The 16,461-nt window shown below is 49.4% G+C and carries 15 protein-coding genes and 3 pseudogenes; 10 read left to right on the top strand and 8 right to left on the bottom strand.

What is annotated here, in order from left to right:
• Positions 1–81: 81 nt before the first annotated feature.
• The 4 genes from RJD28_02550 to RJD28_02535 all read right to left on the bottom strand — a co-directional run bounded on the left by RJD28_02550 (position 82) and on the right by RJD28_02535 (position 3,939).
• Positions 82–267 (bottom strand): hypothetical protein, encoded by a 186-nt coding sequence (locus tag RJD28_02550; protein WNV58441.1) that lies wholly within the window; start codon positions 265–267, stop codon positions 82–84.
• A 15-nt stretch (positions 268–282) separates the two neighbouring features.
• Entirely contained in the window at positions 283–1,572 is a 1,290-nt protein-coding gene (locus RJD28_02545; GenBank protein WNV58440.1) for a plasmid recombination protein, read from the bottom strand.
• A gap of 380 nt (positions 1,573–1,952) precedes the next feature.
• Complete coding sequence (locus RJD28_02540) at positions 1,953–3,344, bottom strand: phage/plasmid primase, P4 family (protein ID WNV58439.1); 1,392 nt, start codon at positions 3,342–3,344, stop codon at positions 1,953–1,955.
• On the bottom strand, positions 3,319–3,939 hold the full coding sequence (locus RJD28_02535) for a CHC2 zinc finger domain-containing protein (GenBank protein WNV58438.1): 621 nt from the start codon (positions 3,937–3,939) through the stop codon (positions 3,319–3,321). The genes RJD28_02540 and RJD28_02535 overlap by 26 nt, the downstream gene beginning before the upstream one ends.
• A 222-nt stretch (positions 3,940–4,161) precedes the next feature.
• On the opposite strand from RJD28_02535, the gene RJD28_02530 reads away from it, so the two are divergent.
• From RJD28_02530 to RJD28_02485, 10 genes and pseudogenes are all read left to right on the top strand, one after another.
• The gene (locus RJD28_02530) at positions 4,162–5,265 is read left to right on the top strand and encodes a DUF6076 domain-containing protein (GenBank protein ID WNV58437.1); all 1,104 of its coding nucleotides are present in this window, start codon (positions 4,162–4,164) and stop codon (positions 5,263–5,265) included.
• Positions 5,266–5,277: 12 nt separating this feature from the next.
• On the top strand, positions 5,278–5,568 hold the full coding sequence (locus RJD28_02525) for a hypothetical protein (GenBank protein WNV58436.1): 291 nt from the start codon (positions 5,278–5,280) through the stop codon (positions 5,566–5,568).
• 167 nt (positions 5,569–5,735) lie between these two features.
• Positions 5,736–5,906, top strand: coding sequence for an alpha/beta hydrolase (locus RJD28_02520; protein ID WNV58435.1), 171 nt, complete (start codon positions 5,736–5,738; stop codon positions 5,904–5,906).
• Between the two features lie 34 nt (positions 5,907–5,940).
• Positions 5,941–7,115, top strand: a pseudogene (locus RJD28_02515) (hypothetical protein).
• Positions 7,116–7,131: 16 nt separating this feature from the next.
• The gene (locus RJD28_02510) at positions 7,132–7,809 is read left to right on the top strand and encodes a response regulator transcription factor (protein WNV58434.1); all 678 of its coding nucleotides are present in this window, start codon (positions 7,132–7,134) and stop codon (positions 7,807–7,809) included.
• Positions 7,802–8,702, top strand: a pseudogene (locus tag RJD28_02505) (HAMP domain-containing sensor histidine kinase). Before RJD28_02510 ends, RJD28_02505 begins: the two are co-directional and overlap by 8 nt.
• A 135-nt stretch (positions 8,703–8,837) precedes the next feature.
• Complete coding sequence (locus RJD28_02500; GenBank protein WNV58433.1) at positions 8,838–9,509, top strand: ABC transporter ATP-binding protein; 672 nt, start codon at positions 8,838–8,840, stop codon at positions 9,507–9,509.
• Between the two features lie 15 nt (positions 9,510–9,524).
• On the top strand, positions 9,525–10,079 hold the full coding sequence (locus RJD28_02495; protein WNV58432.1) for a hypothetical protein: 555 nt from the start codon (positions 9,525–9,527) through the stop codon (positions 10,077–10,079).
• Positions 10,080–10,086: 7 nt separating this feature from the next.
• Positions 10,087–10,884: an ABC transporter permease gene (locus RJD28_02490; protein ID WNV59542.1), complete on the top strand. Its 798-nt coding sequence runs from the start codon at positions 10,087–10,089 to the stop codon at positions 10,882–10,884.
• Positions 10,851–12,170: an ABC transporter permease gene (locus tag RJD28_02485; protein ID WNV58431.1), complete on the top strand. Its 1,320-nt coding sequence runs from the start codon at positions 10,851–10,853 to the stop codon at positions 12,168–12,170. Before RJD28_02490 ends, RJD28_02485 begins: the two co-directional genes overlap by 34 nt.
• 53 nt (positions 12,171–12,223) lie before the next feature.
• Here the strand turns inward: RJD28_02485 and RJD28_02480 are convergent, their stop codons facing one another.
• The 4 genes and pseudogenes from RJD28_02480 to RJD28_02465 all read right to left on the bottom strand — a co-directional run bounded on the left by RJD28_02480 (position 12,224) and on the right by RJD28_02465 (position 16,411).
• Complete coding sequence (locus RJD28_02480) at positions 12,224–12,469, bottom strand: DUF6061 family protein (GenBank protein WNV58430.1); 246 nt, start codon at positions 12,467–12,469, stop codon at positions 12,224–12,226.
• A gap of 24 nt (positions 12,470–12,493) precedes the next feature.
• Positions 12,494–14,137 carry a 23S rRNA (uracil(1939)-C(5))-methyltransferase RlmD gene (rlmD, locus tag RJD28_02475; GenBank protein WNV58429.1) on the bottom strand — a complete coding sequence of 548 codons (1,644 nt, stop codon included), beginning with the start codon at positions 14,135–14,137 and terminating at the stop codon, positions 12,494–12,496.
• 14 nt (positions 14,138–14,151) lie between these two features.
• Positions 14,152–15,097 (bottom strand): annotated as a pseudogene (locus RJD28_02470) (HD domain-containing protein).
• Between the two features lie 33 nt (positions 15,098–15,130).
• Positions 15,131–16,411, bottom strand: coding sequence for a trypsin-like peptidase domain-containing protein (locus RJD28_02465; GenBank protein WNV58428.1), 1,281 nt, complete (start codon positions 16,409–16,411; stop codon positions 15,131–15,133).
• Positions 16,412–16,461 lie beyond the last annotated feature (50 nt).

Genomic DNA, 16,461 nt, shown 5'->3' with positions numbered 1-16,461 from the left:
TCTCCCTAAAAGCAAAAATACACGTTGCGTACATATTATAGCATATCCGCAACAAGTACGCAACGTGTAAATTGTAAATTTTTACGCAGCCTTATCCGTCAAAGGCTGCGCTTGATTACTTTCCTCGGAATGCTCCACTTCCTGCGGAGCGTCCTGTTCCAATTTATCCAAAACCTGATGTCCATATTTCTGGAGCATCTGGCTCATAACATCCACACAGCGGTCAAATGCCGCATTATATTTCGCTTCCTCATAATATTTCTTCAATAGGCGATTCCTCCATCAAAGTTCCATATCCTGTCCACGCTTCCGTGCAGTGTGTTCGTGCTCCTGCGTTTCTTTTCCTTTGCTGAGGACAACATCAAGAAAAGCCCGAACCCTTTCGGATGCGATTTCCAGTGCATCCAAGAAGGGCTGGGCTTTCTTTTTCAGCTCTTGATATTGTTCATGCAGCGCATCGTACCGCTGCTTCCATGTTTTTGCACTTTTCTCCGCTTGCTCGAATTTCTGCTTGTACTTGATCTTCTCTGCCTTTTCCGCAAAGCTACTGACAGCATAATCTTTGAGTGTGCGGCATTCATCCGGTGTCAGAGTGATATTGTTTCCGAATGTGGCCTTCTTGCCCATCGCTTCAATATCCTGCACCGTCAGTGCAAGAGTCTTTGCCGTCTTGGTTTCCTTTTGCAGCGCTTCCAGTTTCCTTTTCTGTTTCTCCGTGGCAGCTTTGGCATTCTCCAAACTCTGCTCCGCCTGTGCCACCTGTCCGGTCACAGCTTCCAAACGCTGCTGTTCTGCCTGCACCTTGAACTGCGTCACCGTCAGATGTTCCTCGGTGCTGCCACGCTCTCCACGCTCTACATCGGTATAACCAGCGTTTCGCATGAAATTGAAAAAGTCATCCTGCAGCACACTGTAGGACGACTTCAAAATCTTTTTCCCTTTTGCGTTCAACATAGGATTTCCGTTTTCATCAAGAACGGGTTTGGATTCCCACTTCTTACTGCGGCTGACCTGTGTGATCGTTTCCTTTACCGTTCCCCGGAGGGATTCATCCTTGCATCGCTTCGACCACAGGATTTGTTTCTCCACCACCGGGATATAAACCACATGAAGGTGATAGTGGTACACATCCTCACCCAGAGCTTCGGACATTGCCCGGTTGCGCTCATCGGCGTGCATCACAGCGGAGAGGATATACTGTTCACCGCCCACGATCTCCACGGCGGCTTTGTAGGCATCGGCATAGAACTCTTTTGCAAATTCATAACCACCGTGGTTGTAGAAGTAAGCGGAGTTCACATCGAAGATCAACTCGCCGTATTTGACGGCATCCGATTTCAGACCTCTGGTGGAGATCACGCCGTCTTGTTCCATCTGCTCAAACATTTTTACATAATCGTCCGTGGGTGCTTTGAAATGGACATTCAGAGAAGTGCGTTCCGGCACGATGTCCTGATTGCTGTAGCTGTCCTTTTCACGCTCATTGTGTTCCTGTACCTTCGCCACATCCGCAGGCGTTTCCAAGTCCTGATTTCTGGCTACGGTACGGTCTATTCCATCATTTCTTGCCATTGAATTTTTGTCCTTCCTTTGGGATTTGCAGACAGCGGGGAGCTACGGAGAGGCACTTTTTCAAAGTGTAATAACCCACTATGACACTTTCATCCATACTGGCTGCAAAGTGCCGTGGGCTCTCCGAGGGCTCTCCCGAGGGGGAATGCGGTCACTGCGGTGACCTCTGCTGACCAAGGCGAAAATGTCTGCGCCTTTTCCCATGGTCAGCCCGTCTGCATGAAGCTGTTCTGTGTCAACTTCCTCTTGCAGCCGGTGTCCACAGACACTTTTTCAAAAGCCTGTGGACATAGAAACAGCCCGAACGAGAGGATGTGTGCTGTTTCTATAACAAGCGTTTTACGCTCTTTTGCTGCGTACATACGTACCAGCAATGGGATTTACTCGACCTGCCGCCATTCCTCCGGAATGTCCTCCGGTACGTACGTACACGGCGAATCTCCGTAAAACCCATTTATATGAGGTCGTGCAATGGCTTCCACTCCCATGAATCCCCACACCCGCCGTCCGGCAGAGTTGGTGATGTTGTTGCAATGCTCCAGATTGAATCTCCCGGCATTGGCAATCATGGCATCGCTGAAGCTACGGGCTTTCAGCGGTGCAAGGGAGTTTTCCTCACACCACATCCGATAGATTTCATAGAAATCCTTGGAGCTGATGGACGCATCCGCTTTACGCCGGATGTATCCCTCGGAATCCATGAAATCAAAGATATTGTTGTTGTCACGTTTGACCGCTTCCCGGTTTTCCCGGATACGGTCACTCTCCGTAAACTTAAAGTTGTTGGCAACAAGCCGCTGCAAGCCTTCAAATGCCCACAGGAAGATACCCTCGGCTTCAGCTTTCATCTTCTCTGCAAGATCAGGATCGTCAGCTCTGTCCACCGGCTTTTCCTTGGTGGTCAGCACAAGCTGTCTGCGATAAAATCCGTCGCTGCGGTCATACAGGGCTTGCAGATCACCGTTACTGAATGCCAGCAGCCGGGCGAACATCCAGCCCTGATAACTCTGCTTGCCTTTACGTTCCAAATCCATCTTGCCCTGTGCTGTCACGATGGATTTTACATAGTTGGTCTGGCGCAGAGCTTCCATCCGCATATCATCATCTACGCACAGCAGGATGTGCTCCAGATCGGCACGGGCAAAGCGATTTTCAGAAATCTTGCCGATGCTGCCGTCCTTCATGTTTGTGCCAAAGATAGCCGAAAGCACCGCACCGATTTGGGATTTACCCTCGCCACCGTTGCCCTTAATCACCATCATGCGCTGTCCTTTGTTGGAGGGGATCAGGCAATAACCGATAAACTCCTGCAAGGTGGGAATGTCTTCCGCATGGAGCAGTCCATTCAAAAAGTTCAGCCAGATCACGGGCGCAGGAGCATCGGGATTGTAGACAACAGGCAGACGGCTTCGCACGATAGCCGGTCTACCCTCGGTAAATGTGCCGTTCAATAGCAGCGTACCGTTGAACACATGGATGCGATCCTGCTCCGGTGGGAAGTCAGGCACTTGCGCTTCCAGTTTCAGTACTTCCAGAATGTTGGTGATCTTCCGGGGGATGTTGTTCACGGCACAGAATTTCAGCTTGTCGTAAATCTCCCCACGCAGAGGGAGATCGTCCGTCACTCGACCATTGGGCGTGAAAAAAGCTCCGTTTGCGAAGATGATTCTGCGCTCCTGCAGAAATTCTTCACAAAACAGAGCTTCGTTGATGTTCTGCCCGTCAAACCAGACAGGCAAATTCATATCAGGCGTTTTCCGGTTCTTCGCCATGGTGCGCCACCTCCTTTTTCTTTCGTGTGATGTACTCTTGCAGAAAAGCAATTTTGCCGTCCTGCATCAGCTTGTCCACCAATGCCACCCGTTCTTCCAGATCACCCACCGTCAGCACATCTGCCATATATTCGATATAGCAGTGCATCTGGCAGGCTTCCACAAAACGGTCATCCAGAGCATCTTCCGGTGTCTTGGGTGCGTATCGTACTTTCCAATCTTCCAGCAGATGCAGATAATCCGTCAGCACCCGGAAACACAGCATTTCATCCTCCCGTAACTGACGGATATAGGGACGCTTCGGCTTGACCATAGCTGCGGCAGTGGGCGGTTTTGGGTCAAGTCCAAAGTCCGCAGCCAGCTTTTGCGCTGCTTCATAACTGCTCAGATCGAACAGCCTTGCCACAAGGTCGATTACGTCCCCCTTGGCTCCGCAGCCGAAGCAGAAAAAATAGTCCTCATTCAGCTTCAAGCTCGGATGCCTGTCGTTGTGGAACGGGCAGCAAGCCATGCCGTTGTGGCTCACTTTCAGCCCGTAGTGTTCGGCGGCTTGCTTGACGCTGATTGCCGCCTTGATGGTTTCATAGATTGTCATAGAAAACCCTCCGTTCATAATATTCTGGAAAGCACGAAGCACCCGCCGTGATTGGCAGGTGCTTCGCTCCTTCTATTATGGTTATGACGGATTTTTCAAAAAACAGGCTAATGACAGGACAATCCTGTTTCAAAAAACAGGACAACTTATCTGAGGACGTAGATTTCTTTACATTTACATGGTATAATTAGAAAAATGAAAAAACAGGACAGGAGGGCAAGCATGAATCAAGAATTGATGACATTGGATTTCTGGCAGGATACGGTCATATATGAGAGCAAAACATTTCCTGTCGGTACGCTTGCCTGTGATGCACTGAATGTTCCTGTGAATACCATTGCAAAAATAAACGAGCAATGCGAGAAAATCAATCTGCTGCTTGGAATATTAAACGCCGGACAGGATGCTTCTGCACTCTGTCCTATTGCAAAGGAAGCTGCTCTGACGATGCTTGATATTCTCAGTCAAACACCGCCGTTCTCCTATATGAATATCTCAAAGCACAGAGAACGGATTGAAAAAGTCTTTACTGTGGACAATGCGCTGAAATATGTGGAGTTTGCCATAAAAGCCGCAACCAATTCTTTGCAATTTGAAGAAATCCAGAACTTTACCGATGCGATGATGCTCCAACGCTATACCGCAGTTTTCGGGCATCTGGCATACTCCCTTGGGGAATACCAAACGGCCATGCTTGATTTTGCAGAAAAAACAGACGGCAACGAAGCAGACCGCACCGCAGAGGGTTTTGCAAAAATGTTCGGCAGCTATTTCCCGCCGGAGTTTTCCATCACGGAAGGCAATGCCTGGATGTCTACCCTGAACAATTCCGTTCAGTATGTATCCGTCATCCGTCCCGGCGAAAAAGTTGCGAAGCTGGTCAAGCGGATGCACTATGTATCCTTTGTAGGGATGTTCCGGTCTGATCTTTTTGAGGGCTTATGTGTTGGTCATGCACCGAAGAAATGCCGGATCTGCGGCAAGTGGTTTCTGACCACCAACGCAAGGCACACCAAATACTGCGGTGGCTATGCACCGGGGGACAAGCTGCACCGCACTTGCCGTCAGATCGGTAATCTGAAAGGTAGAGAACAGCGAGAACTTGCGGACGATCATCCGCTGAAGCAGATTTATGAGAAACGGCTGAATACCATAAACCGCTATGTGAAGCGTGGTACTCTGGACGCTGATCTTGCGGAGGTTATGAAGAAGCTGGCAAAAGATAAGATGCTTCGGGCGGTCAGCAATGTTGCTTATGCCAAGGGTGATTATGAAAAAGAGATGGAACAGGCTGCTTTGCTTGCAGAAGCTAAGATACATATTTAGTGGGGGAACAATATGAAACAAATATATGTGCATGGATTAGGACAAACATCTGACAGTTGGACAAAAACAATAGATATTTTGCAAACTACTGATTACAGCTTGTGTCCGAATCTTCCTGATTTAGTTCATAGCAAAGAAGTGACCTATGATAATCTATATGCTGCATTTTCAGATTACTGCAATCAATATGATGAGCCTATTGATTTGTGCGGTTTATCGCTTGGGGGGCGTATTAGCTCTGAACTATGCTATACAATATCCGAAAAAAGTTCGCTCCTTGGTGCTTATCGCCACACAATATAAAATGCCCAAGAAGCTTCTGAAATTTCAAAATCTTCTCTTTAGATTTATGCCTAAATCCATGTTTCAACAAATGGGATTTAGAAAAGCTGATTTCTTACTTCTATGCGAAACCATGATGGAGTTGGACTTTAACAACTCTCTGCACAAAAATATCATGCCCTACACTATTGTTATATGGCGAGAAAGATACTGCGAATAAAAATGCTTCTATTGAATTGGCAGAATTGCTTAAGAACGTGGAATTAAAAACGATTATTGGTGCCGGACATGAAGTTAATATTGAATCACCGCAGGAATTGGCAGAAATACTTCATGCTTTTTATGAAAGAATGTCTTAAGGGATTCTTATAGAAATGAGAAGGGAGGTGCGCTATGCTGAGTGATTTTTCATGGGACATGACCGGATACATACCAAAACACGCTGTCAATCCGCACGGTGACGGCATCATTCCTTATGCGGCAGAGCGCATCTTTCAACTGGAACCGGAGCCTCCAGCGGTGGGCAATCTGAACGAATATATCCTGTCTGCCTTGCAGGAAAAGAATTTGATATATTTCTCATTCTTCCTACACCACTACGAGCCGCAGCTTAACAAGCGCATCAAAGACTTTCTCGGTGTGGATGGCGGCGATCTGTACGACACAGACCGATTTATAGATATAAAGCTCTCCTGCCGGGAGCAAATGCTCCAAAAGCTGATGGACTATGACCTTGCCAAGGGGTGCAGAGTATGCTACATACATTTTCCCGTTCATCCGGGATGCTATGCTCCGTTTTCGCATGGGCGAAGAAAAATGGTCGGTGTCCTCTCTGACCAATTACAAAATGGTGCGGTCAATGGCTTGGCTGTACCACAATACCAAGGATGCGGTCAACGAATTTTCCAAGAAATACAACTGCGATCTTGCCCTTGCGGAAGAATATCTGAAAGTTGTCCGTGGAATCCGCAATCAGCAGCCTTTCTATGTCACAGACGAGGACGGCGAAGAAACAGGCGAGGATGTAGCCCTTGACGATAGCTGGAACTATACCGATATCCTCTGGAACGGCATACAGGCAGAAAAGGTGCAGCGGGCATTTGAGAAACTGAATTACCGGGAACAGACCTTGCTCGAAAAACGGTTAGCAATTTGCATGACCTGTGGGCGTGTCAGCTCATGGAAAGACCGCCCCACCTTTGAAGAACTGGCGGTTATGTTTGAGGGCAGTACTGCCAGCGGTGCAGAACGAGCCTACCGAAAAGCAGTGGACAAGTTGACGGAATTGTTGGTTGCCGAGGGCGCAATCCATGCAGTCCGGCTAAAACAGAAATCCAAGATCAAGCGAAAAAAAGAAAATCGCCGCCGCAATCTACGAATATCAGGCAGACTGCGACGGCGAATGGGGCGAAATATCATTAGATTTTGAGAACGGCAAGGCAGAGGTCATTTTGCTTGCCGATTGGGATACAGTGAAAACAAACAAATTTGCAAGCAGAGCAATCGCCTATCTTCTGAACTGTGAGAACGAAAAATTACCCAAGGAAATAATGGTGGCCTTTGAATAACGAGGGAGTGAGATACATGGAACAATTATTGATTATTGAAGATGATATAGGGTTGAATCAGGGTTTAAGTAAAGCACTGAAAGCAGATGACCGTCAGATTATATCCTGCCAAGACCTAAAAACGGCGAAGGAACAGCTTCTTTGCGGCGGTGTATCCATGATCCTGCTGGATATCAATCTGCCGGATGGCAGCGGGCTCGAGCTGCTCCGGGAGGTCAAGGAAAACACACCCTATATTCCTGTTATTCTGCTGACTGCCAACGACACCGATCTGGACATCGTAGACGGACTGGAGAGGGGCGCTGATGATTACATTACCAAGCCCTTCTCTCTTTCGGTTTTGCGGGCAAGGGTGAATACCCAACTGCGAAAGCAAGCGTCAAGCCATAAAAATGCGCCGTTCCATATGGATCTATTTCACTTTGACTTTGAGGCTATGACCTTTTATGTGGGAGATTCAAAAGTGGAATTGAGTAAAACAGAACAAAAATTACTGCGTCTGCTTGTTGAAAATCGTGGTCGAACCATGACCCGTGGAGACCTTGTCGACCGGATTTGGACAGATGGCGCAGAATATGTGGATGAAAATGCTTTGTCTGTTACGATCAAGCGTCTGAGGGATAAGCTTGGTGCACAGAAATACATTAAAACCGTCTATGGAATCGGTTATAGCTGGGTGACAAAAGATGAATAAAACCGGCATTGTGATCATACTGCTGTGTTTTCTGGCGGCGGCAGCTGTTGTGTTATGGGAGCGGAGAAAGACCAGAAAAACGATGGAAGAAATCGAAAGGATGCTGGACGCTGCCATGACCGGCTCCTTTTCTGAAACCAATTTTGATGAAAGCCAGCTGTCTGCATTGGAAACGAAGTTTGCGCACTATCTTTCCGCAGCAGAAGCATCTTCTCAAAATATAGCGCAGGAAAAAGACAAAATCAAAACCTTGATTGCGGACATTTCCCACCAGACGAAAACGCCGATTGCAAATCTGCTGTTATACAGCGAGCTTTTGATGGAGGAAACTCTGCCTGCATCGGCGAAGGCAAATGTGGAGGCGCTGTACAAACAATCGGAAAAGCTGCGATTTCTGATCGATTCTCTCGTAAAGCTTTCCAGACTGGAAAACGGGATCATTTCACTCTCCCCCCAGCCGGCAGCGCTGCAGCCGCTGCTTGAAAGTGTGGTAGAACAATATACTGCCAAGGCTTCTGAAAAAGGATTGTCTTTGCAAATGCAGGATACAGATGCTTTTGCTGTATTCGACTTCAAATGGACAGCGGAAGCGCTGGCGAATATCGTAGACAATGCCATCAAATATACAGAGCATGGCACAATCAGGATTTCTGCCGTAAGTTACGAAATGTTTGCAAGGATCGATATATCGGATACCGGTTCGGGCATCCCGGAAAATGAGCAAGCGAAGATATTTGCCCGTTTTTATCGTTCAAAGGCGGTTCAGGAGCAGGAAGGGGTCGGCATCGGCTTATACCTTGCCCGACAGATCATATCCGGCGAGGGCGGTTATATCAAGGTTGCTTCCGTTCCGGGAAAAAGGAAGTACGTTTTCCATATTTCTGCCGAAATAACAACAATTCTATCAAAACTGTTAGATTTCATTTTCCGCCGGAAAGAATGTGGAAAGATTCCTATGCGATAATCTGTATGTATCAAAGGATCATTTCCTTTCATATATACAGATTTTTTCATGGAGGTACTCATTTATGGAAGTTTTACAGGCAAAAAACCTGAAAAAGATTTATGGCTCCGGCAATAACGCAGTTCATGCGTTGGATGGAGTTGATTTAAGTGTAAAGAAGGGCGAATTTGTTGCAATTGTCGGCACATCCGGCTCCGGCAAATCCACGCTGCTGCACATGCTGGGCGGGCTGGATCGCCCTACAAGCGGCACGGTTATGGTGGACGGACAGGATATTTTCTCCCTGAAGGAGGAAGCGCTGACCATCTTCCGCCGCAGGAAAATCGGCTTTGTGTTCCAAGCATATAATCTTGTTCCGGTGCTGAATGTGTATGAAAATATTGTTCTACCCATTGAGCTGGACGGTGGCAAGGTCAACAAGGATTTCGTACAGCAGATCGTGCAGACCCTTGGGCTGGATGATCGTCTGGATGCGCTGCCCAATCAGCTCTCCGGCGGTCAACAGCAGCGAGTAGCCATTGCCCGTGCGCTGGCGGCAGCACCCGCTATCATTCTGGCAGATGAACCCACCGGCAATCTGGACAGTAAGACCAGCCAGGATGTATTGAGCCTTTTGAAAGTCACCAGTCAAAAGTTCGCCCAGACAATCGTAATGATCACTCACAACGAAGAAATTGCGCAGATGGCAGACCGCATTATCCGTATCGAAGATGGTCGGATCGTCTCCCAGAACTAACGGGAGGTGGCTACGATGAATGTCAAAAACAGAAAATGTATTCGAAAGCTCAGCTTAAAATCTCTTTATGCGAACCGTCGCCGCAATCTGATCGCCATTTTTGCCATTGCGCTGACAACGCTGCTATTTACGTCCATGTTCACCATTGTCTTGTCGTTGAACGCCAGTTATGAAACCTACCAGTTTCGGCAGGTAGGCGGCTATGCGCATGGCACCTTTAAGGATGTTTCCCCCGAGCAGGCGGAACGCATCGCTGCCCACCCAAAGGTGAAGGCTGCGGGGGTACGGAAGGTAATCGGTATCACTGCGGAGGGGGTCTTTGCCAAAATACCGGCAGAGATCAGCTACATGGACGCCAACTGCACCAAATGGAGCTATGCCACCCCCCACTACCGGACGGATGCCCGAAAGCGGCAAAGAAGTTGCCATGGATACAGCAGCATTGCAGTTGCTTGGCGTAACGCCGGAGCTGGGTGCCGAGGTCACGGTTTCCTATTCCATTACGGACAAGGATCAAACCGCCTTTACTGTAACAGATACCTTTACGCTGGTGGGCTATTGGGACTATGATGAACTAATGCCTGTTCATTACATCAACATCAGCCGTGATTACGCAGATGACATCGAAGCGCAGGCAGTGAAAACAGGTTTACAGCCTTTCCGCACCGATTTGAATGTCATGCTGGCCTCCGGCACAAACATTCGAGGGCAGATGGAGCAGGTGGATACCGATCTTGGTTACACATGGGACAGTTTTACCGATCCCAACAGCGTCCGAATCGGCGTCAATTGGGGATATACCTCATCCCAGCTGGAGTCACAGCTTGATCCGGAACTTGTGATCGCCATAGCAGCTTTTTTGCTGCTGGTGATTTTCACGGGGTATCTTATCATCTATAACATTTTTCAGATCTCTGTTGCAGGGGATATCCGGTTTTACGGACTTCTGAAAACCATTGGCACAACGCCCCGGCAGCTCAAACGCATCATTCGCCAGCAGGCACTTCTGCTTTGTCTGATCGGCATTCCGGCGGGGCTGCTGCTGGGCTACGGCATCGGCGCTGTTTTGGTGCCTGTTGTCTTGCACTCCATCCAGTTGGATACAGGCATCACCACCATCAGCACATCGCCTGTGATCTTCCTTGGGTCCATGCTGTTTGCCTTGTTGACGGTGCTTTTGTCCTGTTCCAAGCCCGGAAAAATGGCAGCCAAGGTCTCTCCGGTGGAGGCTACCAAATATACGGATGTGATGCAGACCAAGAAAAAACGGCGCAGCATCCGGGGAGCGAAGCTCCATCAGATGGCCTTTGCCAATCTGGGACGAAACAAGAAAAAAAGACGGTGCTGGTGGTGGTGTCTCTGGCACTGTCGGTGACACTGTTCAATGCGCTGTGTGCCTTTGTGGGCGGCTTCAGCATGGAGAAGTATGTATCCTCCATGACCTGCGCCGATTTTATCGTCAGCACGCCCGACTATTTCCGTTACAACCCGGCAGATGAATTCATCACGCCAGAACAGATCGAGGAGATCGCAGCAAACACAAAGGCCAGTCTTTCCGGCACGGGATATGCTGTGCGAAAACCCGCCTACCTGTGGATGACGGAGGATGCTCTGCGGCAGGACTATGCAAGGTACGAAAGCGCCGAGCAGTTGGACAGCCATATGAGCCGTCTGGAGCACCGGGGCAATATGGTGATGGGAGATACCAGAATCGAGGCTCTGGATAACAGTCTGTTTGACAAGCTGCAAGTGTTCGACGGAGATATTTCTCCCATGTTGGAGCCGGACAATAACGCCATTGCCATTGCGGTTTCCTTAGATGACTACGGTAATCTGCGCAATCTTGAATACTACCCCAAGGTGGGAGACACGATCACCGTTACCTATGCGGACGATGTGAAATATATCGACAGCCGCACCGGGGAACTCACCGAAGATACACCGGAGGAGTACTTTCAGGCAAAATTGTATGGAGCCAGAGATGTAGCGTACACGGTCTGCGCCTTGGTAGAACTTCCGAATTCCATGAGTTATCGTTATAGTGGTATTGGATATGACGTAGTTTTGTCTGTGGACACCGCACAGAGGGACAGCGGTGGTGCAGCCATTCCGATGCTCTACCTGTTCGACACAGCGGACGAAGTTGACGAGGCCGAAGCAGAGCAATATCTATCGAAGCTCACTGCCGGTGAGTTTTCGCCCTTGATGTATGAAAGCAAGGCCACGGCTCGCTCTGAATTTGCTCAGTTCCGGCAGATGTTCCTTCTGATCGGTGGTATCCTCTGTGCTATCATTGGGCTGGTGGGACTCTTAAATTTCTTCAACGCCATGATGACCGGTATTCTTTCCCGCCGCCGTGAATTTGCTGTGCTTCAGGCTGTAGGAATGACAAACCGGCAGCTCAAAACCATGCTGATCTACGAGGGATTGTTTTACGCAATGTCCTCCGTAGCGGTGGCTTTTATTCTGTCGCTGGCGGTGGGACCTCTTGCGGGAAAAATGCTGGGCAGTATGTTCTGGTTCTTTGAGTATCGATTCACCATTCTGCCTGTCCTGCTGACAATTCCGGTATTTCTTCTGCTGGGGTGGCTGATCCCCTGCATGATGTATGACAACGCAGCGAAATGCAGTGTTGTAGAGCAATTAAGGGATGCTCAATAACTGTTAAGCAAAAAAAACGGCCCTCTGCCAATGAAAAGGCAGAGGGCTGAGTTTTAATCTAAGGGTTTACATTCAGTTACAGTTTTTAGATAAATTTCGGGGTTTCCGTTCAATATCAAGTCTGCATATCCAATCGGGTCATTGTAGATTAGATAGTCCAGCTCTGACCGCTGATACATATTGTCAGCAACCTCATTCTCCACGGCTATTGTATCAATAGCAATCATACTGCCATCTAAGAATTTCAGTTCCACACAGGCATTATCCATGTTGAACTCACAAGAAATCAACCTATCCATAAGAAACCTCCACTTTGCTGGATGTTAGATCATCCCAAAATATTTGAATGCTTCTCGGATTGCTTTCTCTTTTTCCGGTGGACACTGGGGCTGTCTGGAATCCTCGGACTTCGGCAGATTATAGTTCTTACCAACCCCAATCCCACATTTTCGTTTAATCTGTGAGATATAGAGGTTGGACACCTTTAACCCGGTATGCTCCAACACATACTCCTTGATCTGCGGATAGGTTGCCCCATCCTGAAATTCGGACATATCCATATCTTCCAAAGAGAACTCAACCCGAATCTTTTTCGAGTCGACCTTACCCTTGGAAAGCAAGACAACCGTCTCAACATGCACCGTATGACCAAACATGTCAACGGGCTGCACCTTGTCCACCTGATATCCTCTTCCGCACAGATATTTCAAATCCCGGGCCAGAGTAGCAGGATCGCAGCTGACATATACCACCCGCGCAGGCGCCATCCGGGCGATGGTGTACAACAGGTCCTCGTCGCAGCCTTTTCTTGGCGGATCGACCACAATGACATCCGCAGTACCGCCATTTTCCTCATAATAGGCAGGCAGGACTTCCTCGGATTTTCCCACAAAGAATTCTGCATTTTGAATATTGTTCAACTTTGCATTGTGTCGGGCATCCTCGATGGCCTGGGGGACGATCTCCACGCCGTATACCTTCTTTGCTTTCTGGGCCAGGAAGAGGGAAATGGTGCCAATACCACAGTACAGATCCCAGACCGTCTCCGTACCGGTAAGTCCGGCATAAGAAAGTGCTGTTTCATATAATTTTTGTGTCTGAACAGGGTTCACCTGATAGAAGGACAGCGGAGAGATCTGATAAGAAACATCACCGATCTTATCCGTAATATAAGTCTTTCCCCAAATAAGGAATACCCGATTGCCCAGAATCACGTTGGAACGCTCCCGGTTAATGTTTCCCATAACAGAAGTCATGCCCGAAATCTTCCGCAGCTGCTCTGCCAGTTCCTCCTGTCCCGGTATCTGATCACCGTTCAGCACCAGACAGACCATTCGTTCCCCGGTGGCAAATGCCGAGCGGATCAGTACATGGCGTACCAGCCCTTCTCCCGTTATCTCATCATATGCCGGGATATGATATTTCTTCATATGATCCAGCACCAAAGAAAGGATCTCTGCATTCACCGCTTCTCCCAGCATGCAGTCCTTACACGGAATAATGCTGTGTGTCCGGCCGGCATAGAATCCTGCTACAGGATTGCCGTCTTTGTCCGTGCCAATGGGGAACTGGGCTTTATTCCGGTATCGGTAGGGCACGTCCATGCCCAGCACCGGCAATACCTCCACATCTGCAAGGCCGCCGATCCGCCGCAGATTGTTTTCCACCATCCGCTGTTTGAACAACAGCTGCTGCCCATAGTCCAGCGCCTGGATCTGACAGCCGCCGCACTGTCTCGCCACCGGACAGCGGGGCGTTACCCGATGGGGCGAAGGGGTGATCAGGTGCATCAGTCTCGCATAGGCATAATTTTTCTTCGCCTTGATGATCTTTACTTCCGCCACATCGCCAATGAGCGCATCTTTAACAAACAGCGGGTATCCGTTAATTTTACCGATACCCGCACCGTCATGGCCCATATCCTCGATACGGACCTCATATATTTCATTTTTTTTGATCTCTGCCATTCTTTTCTCCTGTTTTAAACGCTCGTCTTTCTGATATTGGAATCCAGCAGCCGGTTGAAGCCCAGCCACTCCTTGTTATCCCCTGCCGCATGGAGAAGTTCTGTAATGGTCTCCAGCTTGGCATCCGCATTGTCCGCAAAGTTCAGTGCCAGCGCCTCTGCCAGGGCCGGTTTCTTCGGAGAACCGTATTCCAGCTCGCCGTGATGGGCCAGGATGCAGTGTTTCAGCTCGTTGCCCAGCTTCACCGGGAAATCAGGGATCTGACGGATCCGCTCGCCCACCATCTCCGCGCCGATCATGATATGGCCCAGCAGCTGTCCGGCATCGGTGTAATCATTTTCCGGGAAGGCGGAAAGCTCCTCGGTTTTACCGATATCATGGAAAATTGCTGCCGTCAACAGCAGATCCCGGTTCAGGATCGGGTAATTATCTGCAAAATAATCGCACATTTTCGTGACGCTCAATGTATGCTCCAGCAGGCCGCCCACAAATCCGTGGTGCACGGTCTTTGCCGCAGACTGGAATTTGAACCGGCGGATGAAGTCCTCATCCCGCAGATAATAGCTGGCCGTCAGCTCCTGCAGATAGGGATTCTGGATCTTTGCAATGTATTTTTTCAGATCCTCATACATCTGCTCAATATCCTTGCTGCTCACCGGCAGGTAGTCCTTGGGATCATACTCCCCCCTCCCGGGCCTTGCGGACACGCTTCACATTTACCTGCAGCGCGTTCATGAAGCTGGTCACATCGCCCATGACGTCAATGTAATCCAACGCCTCAAAATCATCAATGCCCTGGGAATTGGGATCCCACACTTTCGCGTCAATGGTGCCGGTGCGATCCTGGAGGATCACATTCAGGTATGCCTTGCCGTTCTTGGTCAGCGCCTGCTGACAGAATTTACACAGGTATACCCCCGCGATCCGCTCCCCTTCCCGCAGTGTCTCTATATATTTCATCGTATTTTCTCCTTCCGTCCGGGAGGCGCCAGGCTATTTTAACTGCCCCAGCGTCACCACATAATTCATTTCCACATATTCGTCCTTGCCCTGCCGCATGATCGTCAGATTCAGCGCCTGCTCCGGCGAAAAATCCAGCAGATAGTTCTGGATGGTCTTCATATTTTCCACCGGCACGTTATTCACCGCCGTGATGATGTCCCCGTTCTGGATGCCCGCCTGCATGGCCGGAGAATCCATATCCACCGACACGTACACGCCCTTTGGCATGCCGGATGCCTCCGCGATGGCCGTCGTCACATCTTTGCCGCGGATGCCTGCATAGGCGATCTCCCCGCCGTTTGACAGCTTTTCGATCAGGCTCTTGATATCTGATACCGCAAATGCCGTCACCGTTCCCGGCTGCAGATCAGCGCCCGCCTCCTGGGAAATGATACCCACCACCTGACCGTCCAGGTTCAGCAGCACGCCGGTGCCGTTGGTGCTTCCGATGATGTCCGTCGTCAGGATCTGATAGCTGGCATCCGCCTTTACCACGGAATTGCTCTGGGACGTGATATTGCCGAACATGGCCGCGTTGTCATATTCCATGGGGCTGCCCGCCGCAATGATGGGTGCGCCTTTTTTCACCAGATTGGAATTGCCCAGCTCCGCAATGGAAATGACCTTCTTCGTGGATTCTTCCAGATCTTTTTTGTTCACGCAGAGCACCGCCAGCCCGGTATTGCCGTCGTAGGCTTTCACCTGGGCCTCCGCCACTGCCGTATCCGAAAAGGTCACGCTGATGCGATCCGCACCCTTCACGATCCGCTGCTCTGTCAGGATCAGATATTCCATACCGTTGTCCGCAATGAGCACGCCTGTACCGTGGGTCTTGCTTTCCAGCAGTTCATTGAACCAGTCCGTCTCGTCCGTGGCCGAAGTCACCGTCACCAGGGAACGACTGCTGGAGGCCGCCAGTGCGCTCATTTTGGAAAACAGCGACGCATAGTCCGACAGCTGCAATTCCACCTTCTCCTGAATGATGACCGGATCCTGGACTTCCGCATCTGCGTCCTCACCATCCGCCGCGTCCGTGCCATCCTCGTCCTCCGGAAACGTTACCTGATCCGGTTTCTGGGGATTGAGTTTCTTCTGCAGCCGGGGCTGTACCACCGTAAAGGTCGCCGCCGAAACCAGGCCGAACAGCACCGCCAGCAGCACCGTCACGCCGGCTGCCGTCAGTACCTTCTTCCTGCTCAGCGGTTTTTCCTTGATTTTTTCACGAATAAAAGAAAATTTCTCCAAATCTTCTGTTTTCTTCTCTTCATCCATACAAATACCTCTGTTTTCAATTTACAGGTTTGCACTTATTTTATTATAAG

Source organism: Oscillospiraceae bacterium NTUH-002-81, assembly GCA_032620915.1.
Lineage (GTDB): Bacteria > Bacillota > Clostridia > Lachnospirales > Lachnospiraceae > JAGTTR01.
Note: the sequence above shows the minus strand (reverse complement) of the source record. Positions and strands in the feature narration are given on the sequence as shown.

What these genes read in the sequence shown, in the direction of transcription:
- RJD28_02500 (WNV58433.1), top strand. Translation starts at nt 8,838, where the DNA reads ATGGAAGTTTTACAGGCAAAAAACCTGAAAAAGATTTATGGCTCCGGC.
- RJD28_02465 (WNV58428.1), bottom strand. Translation starts at nt 16,411, where the DNA reads ATGGATGAAGAGAAGAAAACAGAAGATTTGGAGAAATTTTCTTTTATT.
- RJD28_02510 (WNV58434.1), top strand. Translation starts at nt 7,132, where the DNA reads ATGGAACAATTATTGATTATTGAAGATGATATAGGGTTGAATCAGGGT.
- RJD28_02525 (WNV58436.1), top strand. Translation starts at nt 5,278, where the DNA reads ATGAAACAAATATATGTGCATGGATTAGGACAAACATCTGACAGTTGG.
- RJD28_02490 (WNV59542.1), top strand. Translation starts at nt 10,087, where the DNA reads ATGCCTGTTCATTACATCAACATCAGCCGTGATTACGCAGATGACATC.
- rlmD (WNV58429.1), bottom strand. Translation starts at nt 14,137, where the DNA reads ATGGCAGAGATCAAAAAAAATGAAATATATGAGGTCCGTATCGAGGAT.
- RJD28_02535 (WNV58438.1), bottom strand. Translation starts at nt 3,939, where the DNA reads ATGACAATCTATGAAACCATCAAGGCGGCAATCAGCGTCAAGCAAGCC.
- RJD28_02540 (WNV58439.1), bottom strand. Translation starts at nt 3,344, where the DNA reads ATGGCGAAGAACCGGAAAACGCCTGATATGAATTTGCCTGTCTGGTTT.
- RJD28_02495 (WNV58432.1), top strand. Translation starts at nt 9,525, where the DNA reads ATGAATGTCAAAAACAGAAAATGTATTCGAAAGCTCAGCTTAAAATCT.
- RJD28_02530 (WNV58437.1), top strand. Translation starts at nt 4,162, where the DNA reads ATGAATCAAGAATTGATGACATTGGATTTCTGGCAGGATACGGTCATA.
- RJD28_02480 (WNV58430.1), bottom strand. Translation starts at nt 12,469, where the DNA reads ATGGATAGGTTGATTTCTTGTGAGTTCAACATGGATAATGCCTGTGTG.
- RJD28_02545 (WNV58440.1), bottom strand. Translation starts at nt 1,572, where the DNA reads ATGGCAAGAAATGATGGAATAGACCGTACCGTAGCCAGAAATCAGGAC.